The organism is Hymenobacter segetis (assembly GCF_038448715.1).
GTDB classification, from domain to species: Bacteria; Bacteroidota; Bacteroidia; order Cytophagales; family Hymenobacteraceae; genus Hymenobacter; species Hymenobacter segetis.
Genome location: NZ_JBCEVZ010000002.1, coordinates 24,407 through 50,978 on the forward strand (window position 1 = coordinate 24,407; position 26,572 = coordinate 50,978).

Consider the following 26,572-nt stretch of genomic DNA (forward strand, 5'->3'; position numbering starts at 1 on the left):
TACACAAATTAAAAAATCCAAATAATCTCTGTTTACCCCCGCTGAGATAAGTGGTATTACGCAGCAAAATGCGCCGCGAGCCGCCGAGCAAAGGCTTTGTTTAAAATTCACTATGTTTAATATAAATTCTACCAGAATAATCCGTCAGGGTTGGCACACCGAGGAGCGGCGAGCTTAATTCCGATAGCTGGCAACGCTTTTAGCAAGTAGTCGATATGCAACGGACATCCCTGAATTGGACAATTATCACCTTGCTGGCGCTGGCATCGTCGTGCAGAGAGAAAACCACCACCCCATCACAGGCCGCCATCACCCAACTGAGCCTCAAACGCGGGCAGGTGATTACTTGCGGGGCCAGCAACCAGCAGCTGGGCGCGGTTCAGTTCAAGGTTTCGTGCGGGGCGGCCGCACAGGCAGATTTTGACCTTGGCCTGAAGCTGTTGCATTCGTTTGAATACGATGAAGCAGAAAAGGTCTTCGCAAAGATTATTGATAAAAATCCGGCTTGTGCCATGGCGTATTGGGGCGTAGCCATGGCCAATTTCCATCCGTTGTGGACGCCGCCCGCCGAGCCGGAATTACAGAAAGGCCTTAAGGCTATCACTCTGGCACAATCAATTACCCAAAAAACTGCCCGCGAAGCCGATTATATCGATGCCATTGCGGCCTTCTATCAGGATGCCGACCACGCCGACCACCGCACCCGCTGCGGCCGTTTTGAGAAGGCCATGGAAGCTCTTCACACGAAATATCCGGCGGATAAGGAAGCCACTATTTTCTACGCGTTGGCGCTGAACGCGTCTGCTAATCCGGCGGACAAGCAGTTTGTTAATCAGAAAAAAGCGGGACAATTATTAGCCGCGCTCTATCCTAATGAGCCGAATCATCCGGGCATAATTCATTATATCATTCACACATACGATTACCCGGAACTGGCCGAATTAGCCTTGCCCGCGGCTCGGAAATATGCGGCCGTGGCGCCATCGTCGGCGCACGCGCTGCACATGCCTTCGCACATTTTTACCCGGTTGGGACTGTGGGAAGAGTGTATCAATTCCAATTTGGCTTCCGTGGCCTCGGCGCAATGCTACGCGCAAGAAGCCGGCCTGCCAGGGCACTGGGACGAGGAATTGCACGGCATGGATTACCTCATGTACGCGTACCTGCAACGGGGCGAAAATGCCCTTGCCCAACAGCAATGGGACCACCTGCAAAATATCAAAATTGTCACGCCCCAAAACTTTAAAGTGGCGTATGCTTTTGCGGCCATCCCGGCCCGCTATTTACTCGAAAACCGGCGCTGGCAAGAAGCGGCCGCACTGGAAATTAACAGGCCCGATTTTCCCTGGCAGGATTTCCCCTGGCAGCGGGCCATTGTGCATTTCACACGGGCGCTGGGCCTGGTTCATTCCAACAAAGTGGTTGCTGCCAAAGCAGAGCTGCAGGCGTTAAAGGAGCTTCAGGGCAAGCTCCTAGCTCAGAAAGACGAGTACAAAGCCCGGCAGGTTGAAATCCAAGTCAAAGCCGCCGAGGCCTGGATTCTCTGGCGAGAAGGCCAAGGCGATGCTGCATTAGAGCTTATGCATGCCGCTGCCGACCTGGAAGATGGCACCGAAAAGCACCCGGTTACGCCTTCCGAAGTACTCCCGGCACGCGAGCTATTGGGCGATATGCTCCTGCAATTTAATAAGCCTCAGGAGGCGCTAATGGCGTACGAGGCCAATCTTCGCAAACACCCCAACCGCTTCAATGGCCTGTGCGGCGCGGGGCTGGCCGCCAGCCGGGCCGGCGATGCCGCCAAGGCCACCCGTTATTATCAGCAATTGCTGCGGGTTGCCAACCTGGCCAAATCAGACAGGCCCGAAATAGCGGCTGCCCAGCAGTTTCTGCAAGCTCATCGGCCGCCCCAAAAGCTGATGAGCACTACAAATATTTGAAGCTACTTAGAACATTGGCACTCCCTCTAGGCGGAAAGAATTGAATGCCTCGGCACGTTTAAAACGCAAAAGCCCCCGCAACTTTCGGAGCTGCGGGGGCTTTTGCGTCACTGAAAGCTAATTATTTCTTCCGCTTCATCACCGCTTCCACGGCTTCTACAATGGCCTTATCGGTGAGGCCGTATTTCTCCATCAATTGGTCGGGGGTGCCGCTTTCGCCGAAGCTGTCGTGCACGGCCACCATTTCCAGGGGCAGGGGCTCCTCGCGGGCCAGCAGCTGGGCGATGCTGTCGCCGAGGCCACCGTTCATCTGGTGCTCTTCGGCGGTTACCACGCAGCCAGTTTTGCGGGCCGAGGCGAGGATGGCCTGCGCATCGAGCGGCTTGATGGTGTGGATGTTGATGATTTCGGCATTGATGCCTTTCTCGGCCAGGAGCTTGCCGGCGAGCACGGCTTTCCACACGAGGTGGCCGGTGGCGAAGATGCTCACGTCGGTGCCTTCGTTCATCAGCCAGGCTTTGCCGATTTCGAATTTCTGGTCGGCGGCCGTGAAGTTGGGCACCACGGGGCGGCCGAAGCGCAGGTACACGGGGCCTTCGTAGTCGGCGATGGCGATGGTGGCGGCTTTGGTCTGGTTGTAGTCGCAGGGGTTGATGACGGTCATGCCGGGCAGCATTTTCATCATGCCGAGGTCTTCCAGAATCTGGTGGGTAGCGCCGTCTTCGCCCAGCGTGAGGCCGGCGTGGGAGGCGCAGATTTTCACGTTCTTGCCCGAGTAAGCAATGCTCTGGCGAATCTGGTCGTAGACGCGGCCGGTGCTGAAGTTGGCAAAGGTGCCCGTGAAGGGGATTTTACCGCCAATGGTCATGCCGGCGGCCACGCCCATCATGTTGGCCTCGGCAATGCCGACCTGGAAAAACCGCTCGGGGAAGGCCTTTTTGAAGGCGTCCATTTTGAGCGAGCCAGTGAGGTCGGCGCAGAGGGCGACTACGTTGGGGTGGGTGGTGCCCAGCTCGGCCAGGCCAGCGCCGAAGCCGCTGCGGGTGTCTTTGGATTCGGTGTAGGGGAAGTCTTTCATTGGGATGTTAGGGAGGTTTCGTTAGAACAAACTCCCCTCCTTTTTTAAGGAGGGGACATTTCAGCAAGGCTGAAATTGGGGTGGTTAAGTCGTTGAACGACTCGCACCAGAAAGATTAAACAAGATGAAACTTACTTTCAATAGTGTGCAATACACTGGTCAGGTCCGACCAAATCAATTTATTTTCAAATCGGATTACCTGAATACCCAACGTATTGAGGTAATCCGTGCGAGCAGCATCGTGCAGATTACCCGTCGCAGTGTAGTGGCCGGCACCGTCCAGTTCCACGGCAATTCTTTCTTCAGGGCAATAGAAATCCAGAATGTAAGCGCCGACGCTATGCTGGCGGCGGAACTTCCGGCCGGCAAGCTGGCCGCCTTTCAGGGATTTCCATAGGGTTGCTTCGGCAGGAGTGAGCGCATTGCGAAGGGTGCTGCGGTCTTCTTTCTTTTGCGGCAGGTTGTGGTAAGTGTCCATTGCTACTTGATGAAGAATCTTGCGTTTCTGATGCGAGTCGTTCAACGACTTAACCACCCCAATTTTCACTTCGTGAAAATGTCCCCTCCTTAAAAAAGGAGGGGAGTTTTCGTTCTGCTTTACTTTCCAAAAATGGCTACCGAAGTCGTCTGCCCGCTCCGAATACTAAAATTGCGCACGTCCGTGTATTTGCTGCCGTTGCTGGTGGCAGTACGGAAAACTAAGCGGTAAGCACCCGGCTGCATGGGTAGGTTGATTTTGCTGCTCCCGCCCTGCGGCAGGTCGTAAATCCAGGTCTGCGACTCATCATCATTCAATTGATAGATGCTGCCGTAGCCTTTCAGGTCGGAGGTGATGTTGAGGGTGCCGGGGGCGTCGTAGGTGAAGGTGTATTCCTGGCCCTGCTTGATGGAGAGGCGGCGCACGGTGCGCGGCAAGGTCAGGGCTTCCACTTCGTAGTTACCGGCCAGCAGCTTCTGGCGGGTGCCGAAGGTGCCGGCGGTGACGGTAGCGCCGGCCGGGGTGCGCACTACGGCCCGGATGGTGCCGTAGGGATTGGGCGAGAGCGGCGGGTTTTGCAGCCAGAGGGTGCCCTGCGGGGTTTTGTAGGTGAGAACGTTGGCCTTGCCGGGGATGATGGGGATGTTGGCCTGGCGCACGGGCGGCACGGTGTTTATCACGAGGTCGTAGCTCTGGAGGGCATCGATGTCGAGCACATCGGCCTTGCCCTGGGCGTCACGGTAGTGGACGTAGTTGTACTCGGGCTGCTCGGTCACGTTGTTGACGAACGTCATGTTGACGTTCGTCTCCACGGGCTTGCCGTTGGCATCGGTGAGGTTTACCGAGACGGTGGTTTTACTCAGGGTTTTGGCGATTACGTCGTTCATCACCGTGCGGAAGGTCTTCACCTCGGCGGCGTTGTAGTACTGACCGAGGCATTCGAGCTGCCGGCCGAAATCGCGCTCAGCCCCGATGCCGATGACGAACGGTTTCAGGAAAACGTGCTTGCGCTGCAGGGCCAGGGAGGCCGCGCAGGGGTCGCGGTTGCAGGATTCGAGGCCGTCGGTTATCAGCAGCAGGACGTTGCGGGAGGACTTATCGGTGGGGAAATCGTTGGCCGACTGCTCCAGCGAATACGTGATGGGCGTGTTGCCCTGGGCCTTGAGCGTGCCGAGTCGGGCCTTGATGGCCTTGGCATTGCGGGGCGCGAAGGGCACTTCCAGCTTCGAGTCCTGGCAGTTTTTCTCGGAGTTTGGGTACTGGTGGCCGTACACGCGCAGGCCCAGCTCCAGGTTGGGGTAGGCGTTGAGCGAGTCGACCATTTTGCTGAGCATGCGCTTGGCCACCTCCCAGCGGGGCTGGCCCTCCCAGGGCGCCATCATCGAGCCCGAGGCATCGAGCAGGAAGAGAATGCGGGTGACCTTGGGCTTTTCGGGCGGGGCGTTTTGGGCATGCGCTTCCTGAGCTGGCAGCCCCAGCGGGGCCACCAGCAACAGGAAACATAAGGCCCGGAGCAAGCGCGGCAGCATGAGCAACAGCCGCGACCTAGTAGTCGCCTTCGGTGCCTACTTTCAGCTCATCCAGCGCGGTGGCCAGCTGGGCATCGTTCGGAGCGACGCCGTGCCACTTGTGGCCGTCCATCATGAAATCGACGCCGAAGCCCATTTTCGTGTCCATGATGAACATGACGGGCTTGGCCTTGCCGGTGGCGGCTACGCAGTTTTCGAGGAGGGGAATGAGGGCATCGAAGTGGTTGCCGTCGCCTTCGATGACGTGCCAGCCGAAGGCTTTGAACTTCGCGGCCACATCGCCGAGGCCGCCGATTTCGTCGGTCGAGCCGTCAATCTGCTGGCCGTTGCGGTCCACGATGGCCACGAGGTTGTCGATTTTGTGGTGGCTGGCGTAGAGGGCAGCCTCCCAGTTCTGGCCTTCTTCGAGCTCGCCGTCGCCCATGAGCACGAACACGCGCTGCTTGTCGCCGTTCATCTTTTTGGCCTGGGCCGCGCCACAGGCCACGCTCAGGCCCTGGCCCAAGGAGCCGGAGGCCACGCGCACGCCGGGCAAGCCTTCGTGCGTAGTGGGGTGGCCTTGCAGCCGCGAGTTGAGCTTGCGGAATGTGCCCAGTTCGCTAATGGGGAAGTAGCCCGAGCGGGCCAAACACGAGTACATGGTGGCCGAGGTGTGGCCGTTGGACAGGAAAAACAGGTCCTGGTCCTTGCCGTCCATATCGAAGGGCTCGGGGTGGTGCTTCATCACCTTGAAGTAGAGCGCCACCAGCAAATCAGTGATGCCGAGCGAGCCGCCGGGGTGGCCCGAATTCACGGCGTGCACCATGCGCACGATGTCGCGGCGCACTTGGGTGGCAATTTCCTTGAGCTCTTCGTTCGTCTTTTCGGGTTTTTCGACGGTCTTGGCGGTGGTGTCGGTCATGGGTCGGGAATAGTTGGGTTCGGTGGGTAAAGGTAGTAAACGGCGGGATGGAGCCTCCAGGTAGGCACACGATGGCAATATCAGCCATAAGCGGCACTCCGGATGTCCGGAATGGGCTCCGCCGGCCGGAAACAGGCACTCCGGAGGTCCGGAGCGGGCTCCGCCGTCCGGAAATGCCCGTTCCGGAGGTCCGGAGTGAGCTTCGCCGCGTGAAAATGGGTACTCCGGAGGTCCGGAACGGGCTCCGCCGTCCGGAAATGCTCGTTCCGGAGGTCCGGAGCGTCCGTTTCTGGATGAAAATGGGTTCTCCAGAGGTCCGGAGCTACTTCAGCAACTGGGCGGCGTGCTCTTTGGTATCGACCTTCTTGATGATTTTTTCAATCAGGCCGTTTTCGTCAATCAGGAAGGTGGTGCGGACGGTGCCCATGTAGGTCTTGCCGTAGTTTTTCTTTTCCTGCCACACCCCGTAGGCCTGCACGATGGTCTTGTCGGTATCGACGAGCAGCGGGAAGGGCAGGTCGTACTTGAGGGCGAATTTCTTGTGGGCCGCCTCGCCGTCGATGCTCACGCCGATGACCTTGATGTTGCTCGCTCTGAGCTCCTCCTGGTGGTCGCGCAGGTTGCAGGCCTGGGCGGTGCAGCCGGGGGTATCGTCCTTGGGGTAAAAGTAGAGGGCGACTTTCTGGCCGCGCAGGTCGTGCAGGCTGACGGTGTTGCCGTCCTGGTCCTGGGCGGTGAAATCGGGGGCGGGTTGGCCGGGTTCGAGGGACATGGTGGGAGGTGTTTTGATTAAGAATACGAAGAACGTAAAACTCCCCTCCTTACCAAGGAGGGGATGTTTCAGCAAAGCTGAAACGGGGGTGCTTGTGGGCGTTGAACGGCGGAAATGGACTTGTTCGGGGACTGTTCAACGCCACAACCACCCCAGTTGAGCCTGCGGCTCAACGTCCCCTCCTTGGTAAGGAGGGGAGTTTTCCGCTAACTCCTCCCCCGCTCCTACAAGCTCAGTGGAATCACCCGCTCATTCCCCGCTTGGTCCGTCAACCGTAGCTCGGCGGGGCCGCGCAGGCGGGCTCCTACGGTGTCCGTTGGCACGGTGAAGAGGGTGGAATTCTTGTGCTCGAAGCGCAGCAGGCGGAACTTGCCGCCCACCAGCAGGCGGTAGGTGGCCAGGCCGGAAAGGTCGTCGCCGACGCGGAAGAGCACCTGCCCGCCGGGCCGCCCGATGAGGCTGCCCTTGGGGGCCACGGTATCGGTGAGGATGCGGTATGAGCCGAATTGCCGGATGTTGGCCGTAATCTGCCCCTGCTCGTCCCACTTGCCACCGAGGTAGGCCTTGCCACCGGCCGCCGTGGCCGCGTAGATGGCGGTGCGAGTTGGGTCGGCGGGCGGGGTGGCGGGCTTGAGGGTGAGCACGGCCGTGTGGTAGAGCGGCAGCAGCGGCGAGCCCACCGTCCAGAAGCCGCTGCCGGTGGGCTCGGGCTTGTAGGCGGTGGCGAGGTAGATGTTGCCGAACAGTGTTTCCTTGCCGAACATGACGTTGAGCTTGGCCGTGGCGTAGTTGGTTTCCCGGCCCGCCGGAATCATCACCTGCCGGTCGAATTTCTTGGTGATGCTGCCGAAACGAATGGAATCGGGCAGGCCGGCGCGCAGGTCGTAGAGGTACACGTTTTCGCTGTTCTGGGTGTAGCTCGGGCGGATTTCGAGGCGGCGGTTGCCGCGCAGCAGCACCAGGTTGGCCCCTACCGAGTCCGTGCTGGGGTCGGCCGATACGGCTTTCAGCAGGTTGCGGGTCACCTCGAAGCGCAGGGCGGGCTTCTTCACCACGCCGGAGCGGGTTTTGAAGTATTCAGGCTGCTCGCCGCGCAGCACCAGGTGCAGGGGCGTCTGGTTGTTGTAGGAGTCGGCCAGGATGACGTCGACGTTGTAGGTTTTGCCGGCCTCCACGTTGAGGCGGCCCTTGCCGGGGCTGGTGGTGGAGTACATCAGCAGGTCGTTGCCGTCGTCCACCCACAGCTTTTGCAGGGTGCGGCCCTGGGTGTTCTGGTACAGGAAATCGACGAAGTTGCCCACCTGCCGGGTACCCGTCGGGAAGGGTATCGCGTCGATGTTGTGCTGGTAAAACGGCTGCCCGTTCACCTTCACCGTCACGCGCTGGATGCCGTTCTTGTTCCAGGCATTATCAAATCTATCGAAACCCTGAATCAAGACTCCTACCGTGCCGAAGCAGCTGATGGTGTCGGCCCAGGTGGTGGATACGCCCGGCCCCGGCTGCACCTTCGGCACAAACACCGCCTTGGCAAACACGTTTTTCACCCGCGCCTCAATGCCCAGCGGCTCCAGCGCAAACGCCTGCATGGTGGGCGCTACATGGTCCTGAATCTCGGGGAAGCCGCCCCATTGCAGGGGGTTGTATTGCCGGTCTTGGGCGTCGCGCACTTCCCAGTGCATGTGCGGGCCGGCCGAGCCTCCCGTGTTGCCGCTCAGCGCCACCAGTTCGCCCTTCTTCACCGGAAACCGGTCCTTCTCGAAGAAGCATTCCAGTTCGTAGCTCTGCTTCTCATACTGCCGGCGCAACAGCTCTGCCGCGAAAGTCCCTTTGAACTCATTCAAATGCCCATACACCGTAGTCAGGCCATTCGGGTGGGTGATGTAGAGCACGTTGCCGTAGCCAAACGACGACTGCTTGAGGCGCGACACGTAGCCATCGGCGGCGGCGTACACGGGCTGGTTCACCCCGCCGCCGGTCTTGATGTCGATGCCGCCGTGGAAGTGGTTGGGGCGCAACTCGCCCATGCTTCCGGCCAGGAAACCCGGCTTGCCCGGCGCAATCGGAAACATGAAATACCCCGGGGCCACGATGGGCCGCCCGGCATTTAGCAGCTCGGTCAGGCTGTGGTCGTGGTCGGAAGAGTCGGCCTCCTGCCCCCCTACCCGCCACGCCAGCAGCACCAGAAACACACTTACTATCAACCGCACAGTTAGCTTTCCCTTTTGCACAATAACGCTTCTTTTAATTCAGCTTGTTTTTGATGTCGTTGAACGGGTGTAGAGACGCATAATTGCGTCTCGTCGTTCGCGCCATATAGGATGCGTTCAACACCGCAGTTCAACGCCGAGACGCAATTACGCGTCTCTACACCCTAACGAATACCCAGCTCCAATAGCTTCTCCCCTTCCAGAAATCCTTCCAGTTGGTCGCCCATTTTCACCGGGCCTACGCCGGCGGGTGTGCCGGTGAAAATCATATCGCCCATTTTCAGGGAGATATACTTGGACACGAAACTGATGATTTTGGCGAAGGGATGCAGCATCAGGCTGGAGTTGCCGGTCTGGCGGGTTTCGCCGTTCACTTCGAGGTGGAAGTTGATGTTGGCCAGGTCGGCAAACTCGGCCACGGGCTTGAATGTGGGCGAAATCGGGGCCGAGCCGTCGAAGGCTTTGGCCAGCTCCCACGGCAGGCCTTTCTTCTTGAGCTCGGCCTGCAAGTCGCGGGCCGTGAAGTCGATGCCCAGGCCGATGGCATCGAAATAATTGTTGGCAAACGACTCATCGATATGGCGGCCATTCTTGCTCACGCGCAGCACCAGCTCTATTTCGTGGTGAATATCCTGAGAGAATTCGGGGATGAAAAACGGCTGGCCGCGTTGCAGCAGCGCCGTTTCGGGCTTCATAAAGATGACGGGTGCGGAGGGCACCTCGTTGTGCAGCTCGGCAATGTGGTCGGCGTAGTTGCGGCCGATGCAGATGATTTTCATGGCGACGGGAAAGGCGGGTCGTAGATATGTCAAAACTACGGCTCCCCGTTGGCTTACGGCAATCGGGTAGCCGCTTTTTCCGGCCCGGTAGCCGTATAAAGCCAAAACTTTACCCCGCCCTGCTGCCGTATAGGCCGCAACGGCAGCCCGCGCTTCGGCCCAAAATACCTGGCCCGAGGCTGACGCTTTCACCCATCTTTCTTTCTCACTCCCATGCTTAGAAAACTCACCCTCGTGGCCAGTCTGGCCTTTTTGGCCGCCTGCTCCACGGTGCCCATCACAGGCCGCCGCCAGCTGAGCCTCGTGAGCGACAGCGAAATCAACACCCTGGCCGCCACCCAGTACCGCGACGTTATCGCCAAAGGCCCGCTCTCCACCAATTCGCAGCAGGTGAACATGGTCCGCACCGTGGGCCAGCGCATTCAGGCGGCGGTAGAAACGTATTTCCGCCAGCAAAACGCCTCCGACCAGCTGGCCGGCTACCAGTGGGAATTCAATGTGATTCAGGACGACAAGCAGCAGAACGCCTGGTGCATGCCCGGCGGCAAAGTGGCCGTGTACACCGGTATCCTGCCCATCACGCAGGACGAGAACGGCCTGGCCGTGGTGATGTCGCACGAAATTGCGCACGCCGTAGCCAAGCACGGCTCCGAGCGGATGAGCCAGGGCCTCGTGCAGCAGCTGGGCGGGCAGGCGCTGTCGGCCGCACTTTCCACCAACAGCGCGGCTACGCAGCAAATTGCCTTGCAGGCGTTTGGCGTAGGCTCGCAGGTGGGGCTGCTGAAATACGGCCGCAACCAGGAATCGGAAGCGGACCACCTGGGCCTGATTTTCATGGCGATGGCCGGGTACAATCCCGACGGCGCAATTACGTTCTGGCAGCGCATGGATGCCCGCGAGAACCAGGCTTCGCCGCCCGAATTCCTCTCCACTCACCCCTCCAACGGCACCCGCATCGCGGATATTCAGCGCGAATTGCCCGAAGCCCGTAAGTACTACAAACCTCGCTAGTCCGCAGCGACTCACGTCCACCTTTTTGCTCTTCTGCCATGAAACTTATTCCGCGTTTGCTTGGGCTGGGCCTGTTGAGCATTTTGGTAATGCTGCTGGCTATGTCGTGCGAAAGCACCAAGCAGGCCACCAATGAGTTCGGCAGCCCCAACCGCATCAAGGGCGAAGTAATTGCCAAGCCGGAAAGCCGGCAAATCGTGCATTTCACCGACAGTTCGACGGAGTATACCACACCCCGCAGCGAGTTGGCCAAAGCCTTCATCCGGCAGTTCGGCGATGGCACCGTCATCGACAAAATCCAGGTGCGCAAAGCCCCCGCCGGCCCCGACGAGCCAGTTAGCTACTACCTCATCGGCATGGGCCTGCGCAACGGCATGTTCCGGGCCATGGCCCTGCCCCTCACCACCGGCGGCGATAACACCTACTACCTGCGCCCCACCGCCGAGCGCTACACCATCAGCGGCCAGGGCTGCCCCATGTGCTTCTTCAACTTCGAGAACGGCCGCATCGTGGGCACCACCTGTGGCGAGAAAGTAGGCGGCAGCACCTGTGACTTGAAAGTGGACGTTAACAATTCGCTCTTTTCATCAGCGCCCGCTACGAAATGAACACCCGCAATAAATGGCTGCTCCGGGCCGCGCTCACCGCGCTGGCGCTGCTCATCACTACTGATAAGAAACGGCCCGCCGTGCCCCCAACACCAAAAAAGCCCGCTGAATAGCGGGCTTTTTTCTTTGGGTGAAAGGTTGTCATTCCGACGAAGGAGGAATCTGGGTAAAACTTGAAGAACAACTTTCCTCAGATTCCTCCTTCGTTGGAATGACAATACTCAGCCTGCCTATTCCGTGATTTCTGCCGCCAGACCATTCAAATCCAGCCCATCAAACGTGCCCGAGGACATGAGCAGCAGGTTGGCATTATCCCAGGTCTGACTTCTTAAAAACGCGGCCAGCTCGGCGCTGTCGGTAATGACTTTGATGTCAGGGCGCTGAAAGGCTTCGGCTACGGTAGCTGCGGCCAGCGGCGGCAGGCGCTTGTGCTCCAATACATGAGGATTGAAGTAGACTACGGCCACATCGGGCGCATCGAAGCAATGCGCGTACTGCGGCAGGAACGCCGGATTGAGGCTGCTGAACGTGTGCAGTTCCAGGCAAGCCACCAGGCGGCGCTGCGGAAACTGTTTTTTCAGGGCCGTGGCCGTGGCTTTGAGCTTGCTGGGCGCGTGGGCAAAATCCTTGTAGACCACCGAGGTAGCGCCTTCGCGCACCAGCTCCAGCCGCCGCGCCGCGCCGGGGAAGGTGGCCACGGCCCGGAAGAAATCCTTGCCCTTGATTCCAAGCTGCTTGCACACCTCTTTGGCGGCCGAAATATTGCGCAGGTTATGCTCGCCGAACACCTGCACGGGCACTTCCTCGTCCTTTTTGGTGATGAGGAACGTGCGGCCGTCGCGGATGACGTGCTCATGCGGGCCGTAGCCGATGTAGGTCACGTCGGGGTTGGTGGGCACGGCGATAAGTTGGGTTTGCTCATCGTCGCGGTCGTAGATGAGCACGCCGGCCTTGGGCGTCATATCGGCGAAGATGCGGAACTGCTCGCGGTAGATTTCCTCGGTCGGAAACACGTTGATGTGGTCCCAGCTGATGCCCGAAATCACGCCAATGTGGTGCTGGTAGAGGTGAAACTTGGGCCGCCGGTCCACCGGCGACGACAGGTATTCATCGCCCTCGATGATGATAATCGGCGCGTCATCCGTCAGTTGCACCATCAAATCGAAGCCGGCCAGCTGCGCGCCCACGGCATAGTCGAATTTGCGACCATGAAACCGCAGCACGTGCAGAATACAGGCCGTGATGCTGGTTTTGCCGTGCGAGCCGCCGATGACGATGCGCTGCTTGTCACGGCTGGCCTCGTAGATGTACTCGGGGAAGGAATAGATTTTCAGGCCCAATTCCTGAGCACGGAGCAGCTCGGGGTTGTCGGGCCGGGCGTGCATGCCCACGATGACGGCCGTGAGGTCGGGCGTGATGCGGGCCGGGTCCCAGCCCTCCTGGGCGGGCAGCAGGCCGGCGGCGGCAAGGCGGCCTTTGGCAGGCTCAAAAATTTCGTCGTCGGAGCCCGTCACGCGGGCACCGCGGCGGTGCAGGGCCAGCGCCAGGTTGTGCATGATGCTGCCGCCCACCGCGATGAGGTGAATGGATTCGGGCTGGGCGGGACTGGTGGAGGATTCCAAATGGAGAAGGCGTTAGGTGGTCATTGTCAGTTGGGAAGAAGCTGTTTTCAGAGTCAGTCGCGAGAAAATATTCCTCCACAACCACCCTCCCGACAAGCAATACCTAGCAACTGAAAACCAGAATTATCGGGGCGCGAAAGTACAAAGGTCCGGCCGCCGCCGCCATCGCCCGCCCGAAAGAATCGGCGACCGGGTCCAATCTTTTCCGTGCCGTCGGGGTTAACTTTGTGTACATCGTGGCCGGCTCGGTTTTATTTCCCGGGCCGGCCGCGTTGTCCCCTGCTATCTCGTTACTTTAGTTACCCAATCCCCCTATGCCCGACCAGATGGACGACCGCCTGAAGCAATCCGCTGCCCGCGCCAAGGCGGCCTGGACCAATCGGGGCGGCATGGTGGTCCCCCAAAATGCCAGTGCGGCCGGCAAGCTGCCACCCCAGGCCCCCGAGCTCGAAATGGCCGTGCTCGGCGCCCTGATGCTGGAAAAAGACGCCCTCACCTCGGTCATCGATTTGCTCAAGCCCGAGAGCTTTTATAAGGACGCACACCAACGCATCTACAAAGCCGTTATCCGGCTTTTTGATAAGTCGGAGCCCATCGACCAGCTCACCGTAGTGCACGAGCTGCGCGAAATGGGCGAGCTTGAAGCCGCCGGCGGCCCCTTCTACGTAGCCAACCTGACGCTGAAAGTTAACTCGGCCGCCAACGTCGAATACCACGCCCGTATCATCACCGAAACCGCCATCAAGCGTGAGCTAATTCGGATTTCGAGCGAAATCCAGCGCGATGCTTTTGAGGATACGACCGACGTATTCAAGCTGCTGGATGATACTGAATCGGCCCTATTTGAGGTGTCGGAATCGAACATTCGCAAGAACTTCGACGATATGCGGAGTTTGATGGGCAAGGCCATCAAGGAACTTGAAGAAAAGAAGAATCAGGCTGATGGCTTGACGGGCGTGCCCACCGGCTTCACGGCTCTGGACCGAGTCACCAGCGGATGGCAACCATCTGACCTTGTGATTATTGCAGCTCGTCCGGGCATGGGCAAAACGGCTTTCGTAGTATCGGCCATGCGCAACGCGGCGGTCGACTTCAAGAAAGCCGTGGCCATTTTCTCGCTGGAAATGTCCTCGCTGCAGTTGGTTAACCGTCTGATTTCAGCCGAAGCTGAGCTCGATTCGGAGAAAATCAAAAAAGGCAGCCTCGCCGACCACGAGTGGCAGCAGCTCAACCACAAAATCACGGCCCTCTCGGCCGCCCCAATTTACATTGATGACACGCCCGGCCTGAGCATCCGCGAACTGCGAACCAAGTGCCGCCGCCTGCGCTCGCAAAAGGACGTGCAGATGATTATCGTCGACTACCTGCAGCTGATGAGCGGCAACACCGACGGCCGCGGCGGCAACCGCGAGCAGGAAATCGCCAGCATCTCGCGGGCCCTCAAGGGCATTGCCAAAGAGCTGAATGTGCCCGTGCTGGCCCTGTCGCAGCTGTCGCGCTCGGTAGAAACGCGGGGCGGCGACAAGAAGCCGCAGCTGAGTGACCTTCGTGAATCGGGCTCCATCGAGCAGGATGCTGACATGGTAATCTTCCTCTACCGCCCCGAGTACTACGGCCTCGACCAGGACGCCGAAGGCAACTCGACCCAAGGCGTGGGCGAAGTCATCATCGCCAAGCACCGAAACGGCTCGCTCGAAACCGTGCAGCTCAAGTTCATCGGCAAGTTCACCAAGTTCGCCGACCTTGACGGTGTGGGCGGTGGTTTCGACCCCAGCGGCTACCAGCCCATGGGCCTGCCCGCCAGCAACTTCGACAACGAGCCCAGCCCCTTCGCCCCGACCACCATTCGGCTGGGTTCGAAGATTAACGAGTCGCCGGTACCGTTCCCGAAGAGCAACAGCTTCGGCGAGGAGCCGCCGTTTTAAGGACTTATCCGGCAGAAATCGCCTGTCATTGCGAGTGGAGCGGAGCGGAACGCGGCAATCCGTCCTGTGCAATGTGATAAGCCCTGAGATGTGAAAAGCCCCGACTCTTGGTAGAGGCGGGGCTTTTCGTTTAACATAGGGCTTTGTCACACTACTAGGTTTGTCGCCCATGAGAGGACGGATTGCCGCGTTCCGCTGCGCTCCACTCGCAATGACAGGCGCTACCTTCGCGCCATGACGGTTGCGCTCCCACTACTATGTTTTTTTGCCTTTCTGGCCGGTTTTATTGATGCCATGGTGGGCGGCGGCGGGCTGATTCAGTTGCCGGCGCTGCTGCTGTTGCTGCCCAATGTACCCATTCCTACGGTGCTGGGCACCGGCAAGGTGGCCAGTCTGGCGGGCACGTCGGCCTCGGCCTTTCGGTATTTAAAGGGCCTTACGGGCGTGCCCATACGCTGGCGCACGGTGGCAGTAGCAGCCGTGGTGGCGGGCTGTTTCGCGCTACTGGGAGCCCGCGCCGTGAGCGGCCTCAACAAGGACTTGGTGAAGCCGCTGGTGCTGGCGCTGCTGGTGCTCATGGCCGCCTACACCTTCTGGCGCAAGGATTTTGGCAGTCTGCACGCGCCGCGCCTGCACGGCCGCCGCGAGCTGTGGACAGGCGTGGCCCTGGGAGCCAGCATCGGTTTTTATGATGGTTTTTTCGGGCCGGGCACGGGCAGTTTGCTGCTGTTTGCTTTCGTAGGCTTGTTCGGCTATGATTTTCTGGCGGCCTCGGCTTCGGCCAAAGTGGTGAACGTGGCTACCAATATTGCCGGGCTGGCCTACTTCATCTCGACCGGACAGGTGCTGTACCAGGTGGCGCTGCCTATGGCGGTGTGCAACGTGCTGGGCTCCATGCTGGGGGCGCGGGTGGCTATGCGGCAGGGCACGGGCTTTGTGCGGGTGCTGTTTCTGGTGGTGGTCAGCGTGTTTATTCTGAAGCTGGGTTGGGAGACGTTGGCCTGAAATAGCGAGTGCCCCGAATTTCTACGTTCGGGGCACTCGCTATTTCAGTTATAAAGAAGGATTAAGTTTTACTCGGCGGCGGCTCTTATGAAGCGGGTGCTGCTGCCCGTGCCCAGGTCGCGCACAAAGTACACACCGCCGGGCAGGGCTCGCACGTCGAACACCGGGCGCGCCCCGGGCAGCACATCGCCCGTTTGCAGCTGCCGGCCCAACTGGTCGAGCACGGCGTAGCGAGTGCCGACCGCCCCCGTAATCACCACATTTTGAGTAGCCGGGCTGGGGTACACGGTCAGCGGCTGGCTGAGTGCGGCATTTTTCACCACCACCACGGGGCTGAAGCTCGTGGCACCGTCGCGGTCTACCTGCCGTAGCCGGTAGTAGCTGAGCGCGCCCGGGCGGGCATCCACGAAATCGTACTGGGTGCGTTGCGACGTGGTGCCGGCCCCCTGCAACTGGCCAATGGACTGGAAATTCTCCGACGAATTATCGGCCCGCTCCACGACGAAATAGTCGCTGTTGCGCTCCGAAGCCGTGCTCCACGACAAGGCCGTGCCAGCCACCGTTCTTTTGCCCTGAAAAATAACCAGTTCCACCGGCAGCGGCGGGGTAAGCGTACCGTAAGCCGAAAACACGTCCACATCGAAACTCGCGCTAAGCAGGCCCGAAATGCGCAGTTCGACCTGATTGAAGGCCTTGCCCACTGGAAACTCCACAGTGGCCTTGCCCGCGCCCGCGCTCAGCAGGCTCAGGCTGATTAAGCTATTGAGCGGCATGCTTTCCTCGTACGACGCACTCGAACCCATGTAGGTGCGAATGGTCATGTTGCTCAGCAGCGATAAATCCAGGTTAGAGCCGGCCTGAATAACGAGGCCGGCCACGCCGCCCTGCGGCACTATCGAGCCAAAGCCCAGGCGCAAACGGGCACTGCCGAGCAGTGATGGAGCCGTAAGGGTGGCGGCCGTCATGACCGAATTATCAATGGCGTGCGATGTATTCGCCGTATTCAGCGAGGAAGCTACGGCGTTAACGTATTGAAATTGCGCAGCCTGAGTTTGCCAGGCCAAACAACTCAACAGAAGTAAAAATAGCGTGATTCTGATGGAGGCGTATAGATTGTACATAAGCAGATGATTTAGTGAATCTTCTACCCGCAATACAATCTATTTGCCAATTCATTCTTCGGCCACCAACCCCCTATATATCAATTATATATTATTATTAAATTATTAAATCCCCAGTACAAAAATTGGAAATCTGTTTCAAGATGGGAATTATTTTAATAGGATTATTCATCATACGTAACCCTACTGCCAATAGTTACAACAATTTATACATCAACAAATAGCAGCATCGAAATCACTGCCTTAGGCATAACATAAATTGAGTAATACCCAGTTAAACCGAAACATTCACCCCTCACCCCACAGCATTTAGTGCCACGGCTTGCTGCTGCGTTTTGCGCCGGCTTTTGCGCCGCCGGTTCAGCCACATGATGGTGCCGGTGATGGGGAACGTGGCCCCCAGCAGGCCGATAACGAAGGCCAGAATTTTGGTGGACAAGCCAAAAATGGCACCCGTATGCACCGGCTTGAAGAGGCCGCGAATGCGCTGGCCCACGGGCCGCTGGGCATAGGTCTGGCTGCTGATTACTTGGCCGGAATACTGGTCGAGGTACACTTCATCGGTAGCGTTTTCGGTGATGGCACCGGGGCGCAAAACCGCTACGCGAATGCTGCCGGTGGGCTCCTTGGGCATTTGCACGGTGTATGATTCGGCATCAGGGGCCTGCTGACGGGCCAGGGCCAGCACGGCATCGGCTGTGAAGGGGGCGGTGCCCGCCACGGCTGGCGCGGTTGAAGTGGGCGGCTCGGGCCGTTTCAGGGGCGAGTGGGTGAGCTTGTTGATGCCCGCGCCCACCCAATCGAACGACATACCCACGCCCGTGAGGGCCATGATGAACAGGAACACGGAGGCATAGAAGCCCAGCGAGATGTGGAAATCGTGATTCAGGCGCTTCCAGCCACTGCCCCATTTCACCTTCAGGCGCGGCGTGAGGGCTTTGCGGGCGGTGGGCCACCATAGCACCAGCCCGGTGCCGAGGATGAACAGGAACACCGTGGCACTCACGCCCATCACCAGCTTGCCGATTTTGCCGGCCGCCAGGCCGCGGTGCAGCTGCTCCACGGTTTTGAAGAAATTGTCGCGCGGGTTCAGCTCGCCTGTGATGGCGGCCGTGTAGGGATTCACGAAGATGCGGGGGCCGCCGCCGTCGCCTTTGTTGCCCTTACCACCTTCGCCTTTGCCGCCTTTGCCGGCTCCTTCGCCGCGCTGCTCACCGGACATCCGCCCAGCTCCTCTTTCCGAAGTACCGCCACGCTCGCCATCTTTGGCACCGGGGCCGCCCGGGCCGCCAACCAGGCTTACTTCCACAGTGCGGGCGGGGTCGGCGTAGAGCTTGAAGCCGCCAATTTTGGCTTTGGGCTTGTGGGCTTTCACGGCCTCGGCCAGCTGCGCCAGCGGCAGGCGCGGCGTGGTGGTGGGGGCCACGAAGTAGCGCTCCCGGTGCCAGGCCTGCTCAATTTCCTGCTCGAAGGCCAACACGCTGCCCGTGAGGCACACGAAGACGATGATGAGCCCGGTGGCCAAGCCCAGCCAGAGGTGAACGGTGCGAAAAGCTGATTTAACCGGGGTCATAAGTTGATGCAGATGAAGGATTTTGAAAGCGCAGGCGTCGGAACGGCTCAACTGCCCGGATGAATAGCGGGCGGCTATTCATCCGGGCAGTTGAGCCGTTCCGAAAACGGTATTGATTACAGCTTGTAGGTGAGCGTGGCGGCGAAGTTGCGGGGCGCGATGGGGCTGATGCTGTTGTCGTCGTGCACGTTGTAGCTCAGCTCGTTGAGCAGGTTGGCCAGCTTCACGCGCACCGAGAACCGCTCGTAAGAGTAGCCCAGCGAGGCATCGAAAAGCATGTAGTTAGGCAGAGCAATCAGCTTGAAGGCATCAGCCACGGGGTTGTTGTTGGCATCGACCCAGGGCTTGCCGGTGGCGGGGTTCAGGGTGCGGTTGTTGCGGCCGGCCAGGCGGTCGCCCACGTAGTAGGCCGTCACGCCGGCGCTCAGGCCGCGCAGGGCGCTGTTGGCGAATACGTTGCCAAAGCTGTAATACAGGCTGGCGTTGGCCGTGTGGGCGGGGTTGTAGCGCAGGCGGCTGCCGTCTTCGTAGACGTTGCTCTTGGTATAAGCCGTCTGGTTGTAGCTGTAACCGGCAATGAGCGAGATGCCGTTGATGGGGCGGCTCTGCACGTCTACCTCCACGCCTTTGCTGGTGACCTGGCCGGCCAGTTCCATGGGGCTGGCGGTGGCGGCGGTGGTATAGCGCGGGTCGGTGGGAAGTACGGCCTGGGCCTGGTTGCTGTTCACAATGCGGTAGGCCGTCACGTTGGCTGACAGGGCCCCTTTGAACAACTCGTTTTTGATACCCGCTTCAAACTGGTCAATGAGCGAAGGGGCCAGCGACTTGCCCTGCAGGTCGATACCCGTGTTGGGGGCAAAAGAATTGGCGTAGGAGGCAAACAGGGAGGTCGTTTTGATGGGCTGGTACACCAGGCCCAGGCGCGGCGAAAACGCGTTGTCGTAGCGGCGGTTTTCCAGGTAGGTGTTGGCCGTTTTGGCCGCCACGCTGGCGATTGTGTTGTAGGTGTACACGTCGCTGGGCGTTTCCTGGTAGCTCCAGCGCAGGCCGGCCAGCAGCTTCACCTTATCGGAAAGGCTGAGCAAATCCTGGGCGTAGAAACCGGCGCGGCGGGTGTTGCCCAGCGTCAGCGAGTTGCGCACCAGGCTGTTAAAATCGGTGAGGCGCTCAGTGGGCTGCGCGATTACCTTGCTGGGGTCCAGAATGTTGATAACATCGTAGGCCGCAACGGCGGTAGTGGGTTTTGACGGTGAGGCCGGGTTGGTGTAGGCCAGCGTGTTGCTGTCGTACTGGTCGGCATCGGCCCCCACTAGCAGCGTGTGGCCGATGCGGCCGGTGCGGAAATTCCCGGTCAGGTCCAGTTGGGCCAGGAAGTAGTTTTCGGCGGTTTCGGTGCGTTGCAGGCCGCGCGTCCAGTTGCCGTAGGTAGGCCCAGGCGTGGCAATGATGCCGGTGGGACGGGCGGCGCTTTTCAGGGCGTTATCGTAGCGCTGGAACGAGCCAACGGCCCGCACCTGCCAGGTGTCGTTGAGGCGCGAGGTGAGCGTGGCGGTGGCACTGGTCTGGTTGGTGGCATTGCTGGCCCCGGGCACGTTCAGGAAACGGCTGCGCGAGTCCTGAATCTCGTAGTTGATGGCTCCGATGCCGTAGTCCGGCGTGCGGTTGTCGCGCAGGTAGTCGCCTTCGATAATCAGGTCGGTTTTGGGCGTGAGGCGGAACAGCAGCGAGGGGTTCACATACACGCGGTTGCTGCTCACGCCGTCGCGGTAGCTGTCGGCGCGCTCGTAGGTGCCATTCAGGCGGAAGGCCACTTTCTGGCTCTGGCCCACGGCACCATATATGTCAAACTGAGGCTTCACGAAGCCGAAGCTGCCCACCCGCAGCCCCACCGAGCCGCCGCGCTGAAACTGCGGCTTCTTGGTCACCAGGTTCAGCACGCCGCCGGCCGCCACGTTGCCGTAGAGGATGGCCGCGCTGCCCTTCAGCACCTCCATGCGCTCCAGCGAGCTTACTTCGGGAATGATGCCGTTGTTGAAACGGACGCCGTTTTTAAAGGTATTGGCGCTGGTGTAGGCGAAGCCGCGGCTGGCAATTTCCTCCTGGGTGCCGCCGGTGGTGCCCATCACGTACACGCCGGCTACGTTGGCCAGCACGTCGCTCAGGCGCAGCGCCTGCTGCTGCTCCAGCACCGGCCGCTCGATGGTGAGCGTGGCCTGGGGGTTATCGAGGGGCGCGATGGGCATCTTGCCGATGCTGGGCGTGCGCTGGTTCAGGCTCTTTGCGCCGGTCACGGTCACTTCCTGTAGCTCCTGCTCGCCGCGGGCCAGCGTGAAGGGCGGCAGCGTGGCCGTCTGACCGGGCTGCACTTCTACGGCCACTTCCTGGGCCTGGCAGCCCAGGCAGCTCACCACAAACGCCTGCCAGCCGGCCGGCACCTTCAGGGTGAAGGTGCCATCGGCGGCGGTCACGGTGCCGCGCTCGCTACCCTTGAGGCGCACCGAAACCTGCTCGGCCGGCTGGCCATCGGCCAGCAGCACACGGCCCGTCACCGTGCCATTGTTCTCATTGCCATGCTGCTTGTGATGCCGCATCGGCATATCCTGGGCAAACCCAGTGGCGGGCAGCAGAGCAATAGAAAGAGACAGGAGCGTGACGAAGTACCTCATGAGGTTATTTAGACAGATTCAAAATAGAGCACAAAGGTGCAGCCTATTTAGAATCATTCCAAACACTATTTAGAGTCATTCTAAATAATAACACTGGAATTTTCGCGACAATCCGGTTGATTCTATCAACATCATCTTCTAATATTTTAAATATCAGATATCTATCAACAAAAAAACACCCGGCTGATGAGCCGGGTGTTTCACAACAGTAAATCGATGTCAGAGCTGGCTACACCAGGGTGGCTTCCCGCTCCGAGGCCACCGGGGCAGACAATTCGAAGGCTTCGGCCAGTAGCTCGTAGGAGCGCAGGCGGTCCTGGAAATCGGCGGTGATGGTGACGGCTGTGATTTCTTCCACGCCGTAGTCGGCCGCCATTTGGGTGAATTGGACGTGGACCTGCTCGGGGGTGCCGCTCACTACGCGGTTGCGGTTGAAGGCGAGGTGGGCCTGGTCTTCAGTGGAGAATCGGTGGTTGCGCACTTCCTCGGTTGACGGGAAGGTGCGGAACTCGCCCCGGTTGAAGCGAATCAGCTGCATGTCCATGGCTTTGCGCAGCTCGTCGGCTTTCTCCTCGGTATCGGCGCAGAAGGTGAAGACGGCCACATTGGCCAGCGGCGCGGCCAGCTCGCGGCTGGGCCGGAACCGCTCGCGGTACTGGCGCACGGCCGCCGGACCACCGGCTCCATTAATAAACTGGGCGAAGGAAAACGCCATGCCTAAGTGCGCGGCAAACAGGCCACTCTGGCCGCTGGAACTCAGCAGCCACAGCTCCGGCACGGTGGGGGTGGTGGGAATGGCCATCACCCGCTCGTGGATGGTGTCGGGCACTTTTTCATCGCGCAGGTAGGCTTGCAGGTCCATGAGCTGCTCCACGAAATCCTGCTCGCTGAAGGTATTACTGGGGTTGAGGGCGTGGGCGGTGAGGCGGTCGCCGCCGGGCGCGCGGCCCATGCCCAGGTCGATGCGGCCGGGAAACAGGTTTTCGAGCAAGCGGAAGTTTTCGGCCACTTTCAGAGCCGAGTAGTGGGGCAGCATCACCCCGCCCGAGCCCAGCCGGAGGTGCTGCGTCTGGCTGCCGAGGTGGGCAATGAGGACTTCGGGCGTGGAGCCGGCCAGCGTGTTGGTGTTGTGGTGCTCGCTCACCCAGAAGCGGGTGTAGCCGAGGCGGTCGGCGAGCTGGGCCAGCTGCACGGTTTCGAGCAGGGCCTCGCGGGCGGTGCTGCCGGGCCGGATGGGCGACTGGTCGAGGACGTTAAGACGAAGTTTGGGGGTGGCGTTCATAGCTGGGGGATTGGAACAAGGTGCTTAACCGCTGGTGGGGGCATCCGGTTCGGAATAGCCCGCTGGCCGGGCCGGCGCGATGAACAATTGCCCGCTCAGCTGTTAAGGGCCGAACTATCTCCCATTCCTTTACTATGAGCGACCAGAACTTCGTCACCCTCGCCGTGGCCGATGGCACCGAAATGCGCGCCTACGTGGCTTTCCCCAGCAGCACCGGCCCCGTGCCGGGCATCATTCTGCTACAGGAAGCCTTCGGCGTGAACCACCACATCCGCAGCGTGGCCGACCGGCTGGCGGCGGCCGGCTACGCCGTGGTAGCGCCCGAGCTGTTCCATCGCACGGCCGCGCCGGGCCTGGAAATTGCCTATTCCGACTTTAATAGCGTGGCCATGCCGCACTACAGCGCCATCAATAACAACGACCTGACCTCGGACCTGCAGGCGGCCTACGACTGGCTGACGACACAGCCGCTGGTGAAGGCCGACAAAATTGGCAGCATCGGCTTCTGTCTGGGCGGCCGGGTGTCGTTTCTGGCCAACGCCGTGCTGCCGCTGGCGGCGGGCGTTTCGTACTACGGCGGCGGCACCCACACCATTGCCGACCGCGCCCAGGACCTGCACGCCACGCACCTTTTCTTCTGGGGCGGGCTCGATGCCCACATCGGCAAAGAGCAGATTAACCAGGTAATCGAGGCGGTGGAAGTGGCGAAGAAGCCCTACATCAACACCGTTATTTCCTACGCCGACCACGGCTTCAACTGCGATGAGCGGCCGAGCTACCACCCCGAAGCAGCCAAGGAAGCCTGGGCACTGACGCTGGCGTTTTTTGGGGAGAAGCTGGGAGCGTAGCTTCTGTAGGCAACAAAGAGAGCCCGTCATGCTGAGCGCAGTCGAAGCATCTCTACCGCAGTAGTGATTCAATCGAATGGATTGCGTTGCGCGATAGAGATGCTTCGACTGCGCTCAGCATGACGTTTTTTTGGTGCTATCGAGCTCTGGCTACTGTCACAGGTTCAGGCTCAACCGCCACCACCTGCCGGCCCAAATACTGCGCCATACTGCTGGCCATAATAATCTGTAAGGCGTGGTACAGCATGAGCGGCAATAGAATGAGCCCGGTGGCGGCGCTGGCCGGAAATAGCAAGCTGGCCATCACGCTGCCGTGAACCAGCGACTTTTTCGAGCCGCAGAATACGGCCACAGCTTGGTCGGCACGGGGGAATTTCAGGGCACGGCTCAGGCCCCAGATAACGGCAAACGCCACCAAATAAAGCGCCACCATGCCCGCGCCCAGCTTGAACACATCGGCCGGGCGGTAGCGGCTGAAAATGCCATCGGCAAAGGAATCGCAGAAGGCGGTGAAAACGATGAGCAGGATGGTGACCTGGTCGAAGACGCGCAGAGCGGCTTTATGGCGGTCGGCGAAGGCGTGGAAGCGCGAATTGAGCAGCACCCCCGCCCCTACCGGCAGTACTACCTGCCACAGCAGCTGCACCCCGAGGCTCCAGAGCTGCCCGCCGCCCGTGCCGGTATGTAGAAAGAGGCTGCACAGCAGCGGCGTGAGCACGATGCCCAGCAGGCTGGAAATACTGGCGTTGAAAATAGCCGCCGGCAGGTTGCCGCCCGCAATGCTCACCATCACCACCGATGTGGAAACCGTACTGGGCAGCGCGCACAGAAAGAAGATACTCTGCCAGAGCATTTCGCCGCCCTCGGCTCCAAAAAATGGCCGCACCAGCAGCGCCAGCGCTGGGAACAGCACGAAGGTGCTGAGCTGCACCAGCGTGTGCAGCTTCCAGTTGCGCATGCCATCGCGCAGCTTTTCAAAGCTCAGCTTCAGGCCATAAAAGAAGAAAACCAGCGCCACACCCACCGTGGTAATGTCGTGCCAGGGCACAGGACTAGCCTTACTGCCCAGGCCCGGCGCGAAGTACGCCAGTGCCACCACCCCCAGCAGCGCCAGCAGAAACCAGTCGAGCCCGGCGCGGGCGAGGAGGGCGACGAGGCGGTTTGGGGCAGGCGGCGGGGATGGAGTCATGGGCAGGAATACGCCGGGGGCGGCAGTTGTGATGCGAGTGAGGCAACAAAAAAGCGCCAGACTCTTGAGAATCTGACGCTTTTAGAAGCAGTAATACGATAGTAGCGCAAACTTTTAGTTCGCGTCCCCGCGCCGTTTGGACATCATTCGGATTTCCGCCGGGGACGCGAACTAAAAGTTCGCGCTACTTTGCTACTCGCCGCCAGGCACGCCGCTGCCCAGGCCGGGGGCGGCGTTGCCCTGCACGCCCTGCACGTTGGGCACGCCCATTTTCTCTTCGCGCTTGCGCTGGTATTTGCCGAATTGGGCGGGGTTGAGCACGTCCTTGAGGGCTTCGAGGCGCGAGCGGCCGGCGCTTTCTACCACGCCGGCCAGCTTGCGCGGGTCGGATTTATAGCGTAGCCGGCCGATTTCGACCTGCTCCACGGCCCGGCGGTTGATGACGCGCACCTTTTCGGTTTGCTGGGGGGTGAGGCCCAGGTTTTGCTGCATGTTGGTGGTGAGGGCATTGGCTTTGCCATCGATGACGGCATCGGGTGGTGAAACCACGGGCGGCTCATCGGGCACAGTGGTTTTGGTTTTCACGCTGGGCTGGCCGGCGGGCTTCACCTTGGTTTTGACGGTGGCCTGCGCGTGGGCGGCCGGAGCCGCCGACAACAAAGCCAGGGCCAGCAGCGGCGAGAGCAACAAGAATTTCATAGAAAAGCGAAAAAGCAAAAAACAGCGCCCGGCAACATAGCGCTATGACGGAGTAAATATCGGCCAAAAGCCCGGCTCATTTCGTGCCGAACGCCCTGCCACGCATCTTTCGTGCCAGCGCCGCCCGAAAATTCGGGCCTCCCGGGCCAGCAGTGCAACCTTTCGCGGCCATTTGCCATACTACTGAGCATGAAACACGCCAAACGCTCCAAATCCAATTGGCTGCTGGCCGCCGGCCTCGGCGCGGCTACCCTGGCCCTTACCCTGTGGGGCAACCGTCGCGGCTCCTACGACCTGAGCCGCCGCGTGGTACTCATCACCGGCGGCTCGCGCGGGCTGGGCCTCGTGCTGGCCCGCCAGGCCGTGGTCGAGGGTGCCCGCGTGGCCATCTGCGCCCGCGATGAGGCCGAGCTGGCTCGCGCCCGCCAGGACCTGCTCATGGCCGGCGCGGCCGAGGCCGACGTGCTCACCCTGGCCCGCGACATCACCAACGAAGTGGAAGTGCGCACCATGGTGGCCGAAGTCGAAAACCGCCTCGGGCCGGTTGATGTGCTCATTAACAACGCCGGCATCATCACCGCCGGCCCGCTGGACAACATGGACTCGCGCGATTTCGAGGACTCGATGGCCGTGCATTTCTGGGCTCCGCTGCATGCCATGCAGGCCGTGCTACCCAGTATGCGGAAGCGCGGCGCGGGCCGCATCGTCAATATCTCGTCGCTGGGCGGCAAGGTGGCGCTGCCCCACATGGCTCCGTACAGCGCCAGCAAGTTTGCACTGGTGGGCCTTTCCGAAGGCTTCCGGGCGGAACTGCGCCAGCACGGCATTTCGGTGACTACCGTGTGCCCCGGCCTGCTGCGCACCGGCAGCCCCGACCACGCCGAGTTCAAGGGCCAGCAGCAAAAGGAATTTGCCTGGTTCAGCATTGCCGATTCGCTGCCCGGCTTCACGCTGAGCGCCGAGCAGGCCGGCCGCCAAATCTGGAACGCCTGCCGCCGTGGCGATGGCGAGGTAATTCTCTCCCTCCCGGCCAAATTCCTGGCCGCTTTCCACGGCCTGCTGCCCGGCACCACCACCGACATCCTGAGCTGGATGAACCGCGCCCTGCCCGCCACCGGCGAAAGCCCGGCGGCCAACGTGCGTCGCACCGGCTTCGAGAGCGAGTCGGACGCTACCCGCTCGCCCCTCACGGCCCTCACCCGCAAAGCCGCCGCTAAGAATAACGAGCTATAATGCCACAATTACCCCGAATTGAAAATTCGGCCCGCTAAAACGATTCTCCAAAGAGTCGTTCTGGCGGGCCGAATTTTCAATTCGGGGTAATCGGTTTTACGGCGCATCT

At 60.3% G+C, this 26,572-nt stretch carries 21 protein-coding genes; 7 read left to right on the top strand and 14 right to left on the bottom strand.

Translation table 11 applies throughout. From position 1 onward, the window contains the following. Positions 1–215 precede the first annotated feature (215 nt). Entirely contained in the window at positions 216–1,937 is a 1,722-nt protein-coding gene (locus AAFH49_RS01190) for a hypothetical protein (protein WP_342295367.1), read from the top strand. 121 nt (positions 1,938–2,058) lie between these two features. Here the strand turns inward: AAFH49_RS01190 and AAFH49_RS01195 are convergent, their stop codons facing one another. From AAFH49_RS01195 to AAFH49_RS01225, 7 genes are all read right to left on the bottom strand, one after another. Next, complete coding sequence (locus AAFH49_RS01195; RefSeq protein WP_342295368.1) at positions 2,059–3,015, bottom strand: transketolase family protein; 957 nt, start codon at positions 3,013–3,015, stop codon at positions 2,059–2,061. Positions 3,016–3,130: 115 nt separating this feature from the next. Continuing rightward, complete coding sequence (locus tag AAFH49_RS01200) at positions 3,131–3,493, bottom strand: endonuclease domain-containing protein (protein ID WP_342295369.1); 363 nt, start codon at positions 3,491–3,493, stop codon at positions 3,131–3,133. A gap of 119 nt (positions 3,494–3,612) precedes the next feature. Then, a complete protein-coding gene (locus AAFH49_RS01205; protein WP_342295370.1) occupies positions 3,613–5,022 on the bottom strand; it encodes a vWA domain-containing protein in 1,410 nt (469 codons plus the stop codon). 16 nt (positions 5,023–5,038) lie between these two features. After that, a complete protein-coding gene (locus tag AAFH49_RS01210; RefSeq protein WP_342295371.1) occupies positions 5,039–5,923 on the bottom strand; it encodes a transketolase in 885 nt (294 codons plus the stop codon). Between the two features lie 322 nt (positions 5,924–6,245). Beyond that, positions 6,246–6,695 (bottom strand): thioredoxin-dependent thiol peroxidase, encoded by a 450-nt coding sequence (gene bcp, locus AAFH49_RS01215; RefSeq protein WP_342295372.1) that lies wholly within the window; start codon positions 6,693–6,695, stop codon positions 6,246–6,248. A 224-nt stretch (positions 6,696–6,919) separates the two neighbouring features. Continuing rightward, the gene (locus AAFH49_RS01220; RefSeq protein ID WP_342295373.1) at positions 6,920–8,923 is read right to left on the bottom strand and encodes a M23 family metallopeptidase; all 2,004 of its coding nucleotides are present in this window, start codon (positions 8,921–8,923) and stop codon (positions 6,920–6,922) included. Positions 8,924–9,066: 143 nt separating this feature from the next. After that, on the bottom strand, positions 9,067–9,681 hold the full coding sequence (locus AAFH49_RS01225) for a fumarylacetoacetate hydrolase family protein (RefSeq protein ID WP_342295375.1): 615 nt from the start codon (positions 9,679–9,681) through the stop codon (positions 9,067–9,069). A 213-nt stretch (positions 9,682–9,894) separates the two neighbouring features. Between AAFH49_RS01225 and AAFH49_RS01230 the strand changes: the two genes are divergently transcribed. Together AAFH49_RS01230 and AAFH49_RS01235 are read left to right on the top strand one after the other, a co-directional pair. Then, entirely contained in the window at positions 9,895–10,692 is a 798-nt protein-coding gene (locus AAFH49_RS01230; protein WP_342295377.1) for a M48 family metallopeptidase, read from the top strand. 38 nt (positions 10,693–10,730) lie between these two features. After that, positions 10,731–11,300 (top strand): hypothetical protein, encoded by a 570-nt coding sequence (locus AAFH49_RS01235; protein WP_342295379.1) that lies wholly within the window; start codon positions 10,731–10,733, stop codon positions 11,298–11,300. 230 nt (positions 11,301–11,530) lie between these two features. Here AAFH49_RS01235 and AAFH49_RS01240 read toward each other — a convergent pair whose 3' ends face one another. Then, complete coding sequence (locus AAFH49_RS01240) at positions 11,531–12,922, bottom strand: UDP-N-acetylmuramate--L-alanine ligase (protein WP_342295381.1); 1,392 nt, start codon at positions 12,920–12,922, stop codon at positions 11,531–11,533. A gap of 389 nt (positions 12,923–13,311) precedes the next feature. On the opposite strand from AAFH49_RS01240, the gene dnaB reads away from it, so the two are divergent. Beyond that, positions 13,312–14,847: a replicative DNA helicase gene (gene dnaB / locus AAFH49_RS01245; RefSeq protein ID WP_342295624.1), complete on the top strand. Its 1,536-nt coding sequence runs from the start codon at positions 13,312–13,314 to the stop codon at positions 14,845–14,847. A gap of 234 nt (positions 14,848–15,081) precedes the next feature. Continuing rightward, complete coding sequence (locus AAFH49_RS01250) at positions 15,082–15,852, top strand: sulfite exporter TauE/SafE family protein (RefSeq protein ID WP_342295383.1); 771 nt, start codon at positions 15,082–15,084, stop codon at positions 15,850–15,852. 68 nt (positions 15,853–15,920) lie between these two features. Here the strand turns inward: AAFH49_RS01250 and AAFH49_RS01255 are convergent, their stop codons facing one another. The 4 genes from AAFH49_RS01255 to AAFH49_RS01270 form a co-directional block, all read right to left on the bottom strand. Continuing rightward, the gene (locus AAFH49_RS01255; protein WP_342295384.1) at positions 15,921–16,817 is read right to left on the bottom strand and encodes a T9SS type A sorting domain-containing protein; all 897 of its coding nucleotides are present in this window, start codon (positions 16,815–16,817) and stop codon (positions 15,921–15,923) included. A 451-nt stretch (positions 16,818–17,268) separates the two neighbouring features. Beyond that, entirely contained in the window at positions 17,269–18,546 is a 1,278-nt protein-coding gene (locus AAFH49_RS01260; protein ID WP_342295385.1) for a PepSY-associated TM helix domain-containing protein, read from the bottom strand. Between the two features lie 116 nt (positions 18,547–18,662). After that, a complete protein-coding gene (locus AAFH49_RS01265) occupies positions 18,663–21,212 on the bottom strand; it encodes a TonB-dependent siderophore receptor (protein WP_342295386.1) in 2,550 nt (849 codons plus the stop codon). A gap of 229 nt (positions 21,213–21,441) precedes the next feature. After that, positions 21,442–22,494: an LLM class flavin-dependent oxidoreductase gene (locus AAFH49_RS01270; protein WP_342295387.1), complete on the bottom strand. Its 1,053-nt coding sequence runs from the start codon at positions 22,492–22,494 to the stop codon at positions 21,442–21,444. A gap of 134 nt (positions 22,495–22,628) precedes the next feature. Here AAFH49_RS01270 and AAFH49_RS01275 point away from each other — a divergent pair, with 134 nt between their 5' ends. Beyond that, complete coding sequence (locus AAFH49_RS01275; protein ID WP_342295389.1) at positions 22,629–23,342, top strand: dienelactone hydrolase family protein; 714 nt, start codon at positions 22,629–22,631, stop codon at positions 23,340–23,342. Between the two features lie 136 nt (positions 23,343–23,478). Here AAFH49_RS01275 and AAFH49_RS01280 read toward each other — a convergent pair whose 3' ends face one another. Both AAFH49_RS01280 and AAFH49_RS01285 read right to left on the bottom strand, forming a co-directional pair. Continuing rightward, positions 23,479–24,531 carry a bile acid:sodium symporter family protein gene (locus tag AAFH49_RS01280; RefSeq protein ID WP_342295391.1) on the bottom strand — a complete coding sequence of 351 codons (1,053 nt, stop codon included), beginning with the start codon at positions 24,529–24,531 and terminating at the stop codon, positions 23,479–23,481. 192 nt (positions 24,532–24,723) lie between these two features. After that, on the bottom strand, positions 24,724–25,230 hold the full coding sequence (locus tag AAFH49_RS01285; protein WP_342295392.1) for a hypothetical protein: 507 nt from the start codon (positions 25,228–25,230) through the stop codon (positions 24,724–24,726). Between the two features lie 189 nt (positions 25,231–25,419). Here AAFH49_RS01285 and AAFH49_RS01290 point away from each other — a divergent pair, with 189 nt between their 5' ends. After that, positions 25,420–26,463 carry an SDR family NAD(P)-dependent oxidoreductase gene (locus tag AAFH49_RS01290; protein ID WP_342295394.1) on the top strand — a complete coding sequence of 348 codons (1,044 nt, stop codon included), beginning with the start codon at positions 25,420–25,422 and terminating at the stop codon, positions 26,461–26,463. The last annotated feature ends 109 nt before the right edge of the window (positions 26,464–26,572 follow it).

Excerpts from the sequence above, each read along its gene's own strand:
- AAFH49_RS01225 (WP_342295375.1), bottom strand. The coding sequence starts at position 9,681 with ATGAAAATCATCTGCATCGGCCGCAACTACGCCGACCACATTGCCGAG.
- AAFH49_RS01280 (WP_342295391.1), bottom strand. The coding sequence starts at position 24,531 with ATGACTCCATCCCCGCCGCCTGCCCCAAACCGCCTCGTCGCCCTCCTC.
- dnaB (WP_342295624.1), top strand. The coding sequence starts at position 13,312 with ATGGTGGTCCCCCAAAATGCCAGTGCGGCCGGCAAGCTGCCACCCCAG.
- AAFH49_RS01190 (WP_342295367.1), top strand. The coding sequence starts at position 216 with ATGCAACGGACATCCCTGAATTGGACAATTATCACCTTGCTGGCGCTG.
- AAFH49_RS01210 (WP_342295371.1), bottom strand. The coding sequence starts at position 5,923 with ATGACCGACACCACCGCCAAGACCGTCGAAAAACCCGAAAAGACGAAC.
- bcp (WP_342295372.1), bottom strand. The coding sequence starts at position 6,695 with ATGTCCCTCGAACCCGGCCAACCCGCCCCCGATTTCACCGCCCAGGAC.
- AAFH49_RS01255 (WP_342295384.1), bottom strand. The coding sequence starts at position 16,817 with ATGACGGCCGCCACCCTTACGGCTCCATCACTGCTCGGCAGTGCCCGT.
- AAFH49_RS01265 (WP_342295386.1), bottom strand. The coding sequence starts at position 21,212 with ATGAGGTACTTCGTCACGCTCCTGTCTCTTTCTATTGCTCTGCTGCCC.
- AAFH49_RS01275 (WP_342295389.1), top strand. The coding sequence starts at position 22,629 with ATGAGCGACCAGAACTTCGTCACCCTCGCCGTGGCCGATGGCACCGAA.
- AAFH49_RS01270 (WP_342295387.1), bottom strand. The coding sequence starts at position 22,494 with ATGAACGCCACCCCCAAACTTCGTCTTAACGTCCTCGACCAGTCGCCC.
- AAFH49_RS01230 (WP_342295377.1), top strand. The coding sequence starts at position 9,895 with ATGCTTAGAAAACTCACCCTCGTGGCCAGTCTGGCCTTTTTGGCCGCC.
- AAFH49_RS01260 (WP_342295385.1), bottom strand. The coding sequence starts at position 18,546 with ATGACCCCGGTTAAATCAGCTTTTCGCACCGTTCACCTCTGGCTGGGC.
- AAFH49_RS01195 (WP_342295368.1), bottom strand. The coding sequence starts at position 3,015 with ATGAAAGACTTCCCCTACACCGAATCCAAAGACACCCGCAGCGGCTTC.
- AAFH49_RS01290 (WP_342295394.1), top strand. The coding sequence starts at position 25,420 with ATGAAACACGCCAAACGCTCCAAATCCAATTGGCTGCTGGCCGCCGGC.
- AAFH49_RS01200 (WP_342295369.1), bottom strand. The coding sequence starts at position 3,493 with ATGGACACTTACCACAACCTGCCGCAAAAGAAAGAAGACCGCAGCACC.
- AAFH49_RS01285 (WP_342295392.1), bottom strand. The coding sequence starts at position 25,230 with ATGAAATTCTTGTTGCTCTCGCCGCTGCTGGCCCTGGCTTTGTTGTCG.
- AAFH49_RS01235 (WP_342295379.1), top strand. The coding sequence starts at position 10,731 with ATGAAACTTATTCCGCGTTTGCTTGGGCTGGGCCTGTTGAGCATTTTG.
- AAFH49_RS01250 (WP_342295383.1), top strand. The coding sequence starts at position 15,082 with ATGACGGTTGCGCTCCCACTACTATGTTTTTTTGCCTTTCTGGCCGGT.
- AAFH49_RS01205 (WP_342295370.1), bottom strand. The coding sequence starts at position 5,022 with ATGCTGCCGCGCTTGCTCCGGGCCTTATGTTTCCTGTTGCTGGTGGCC.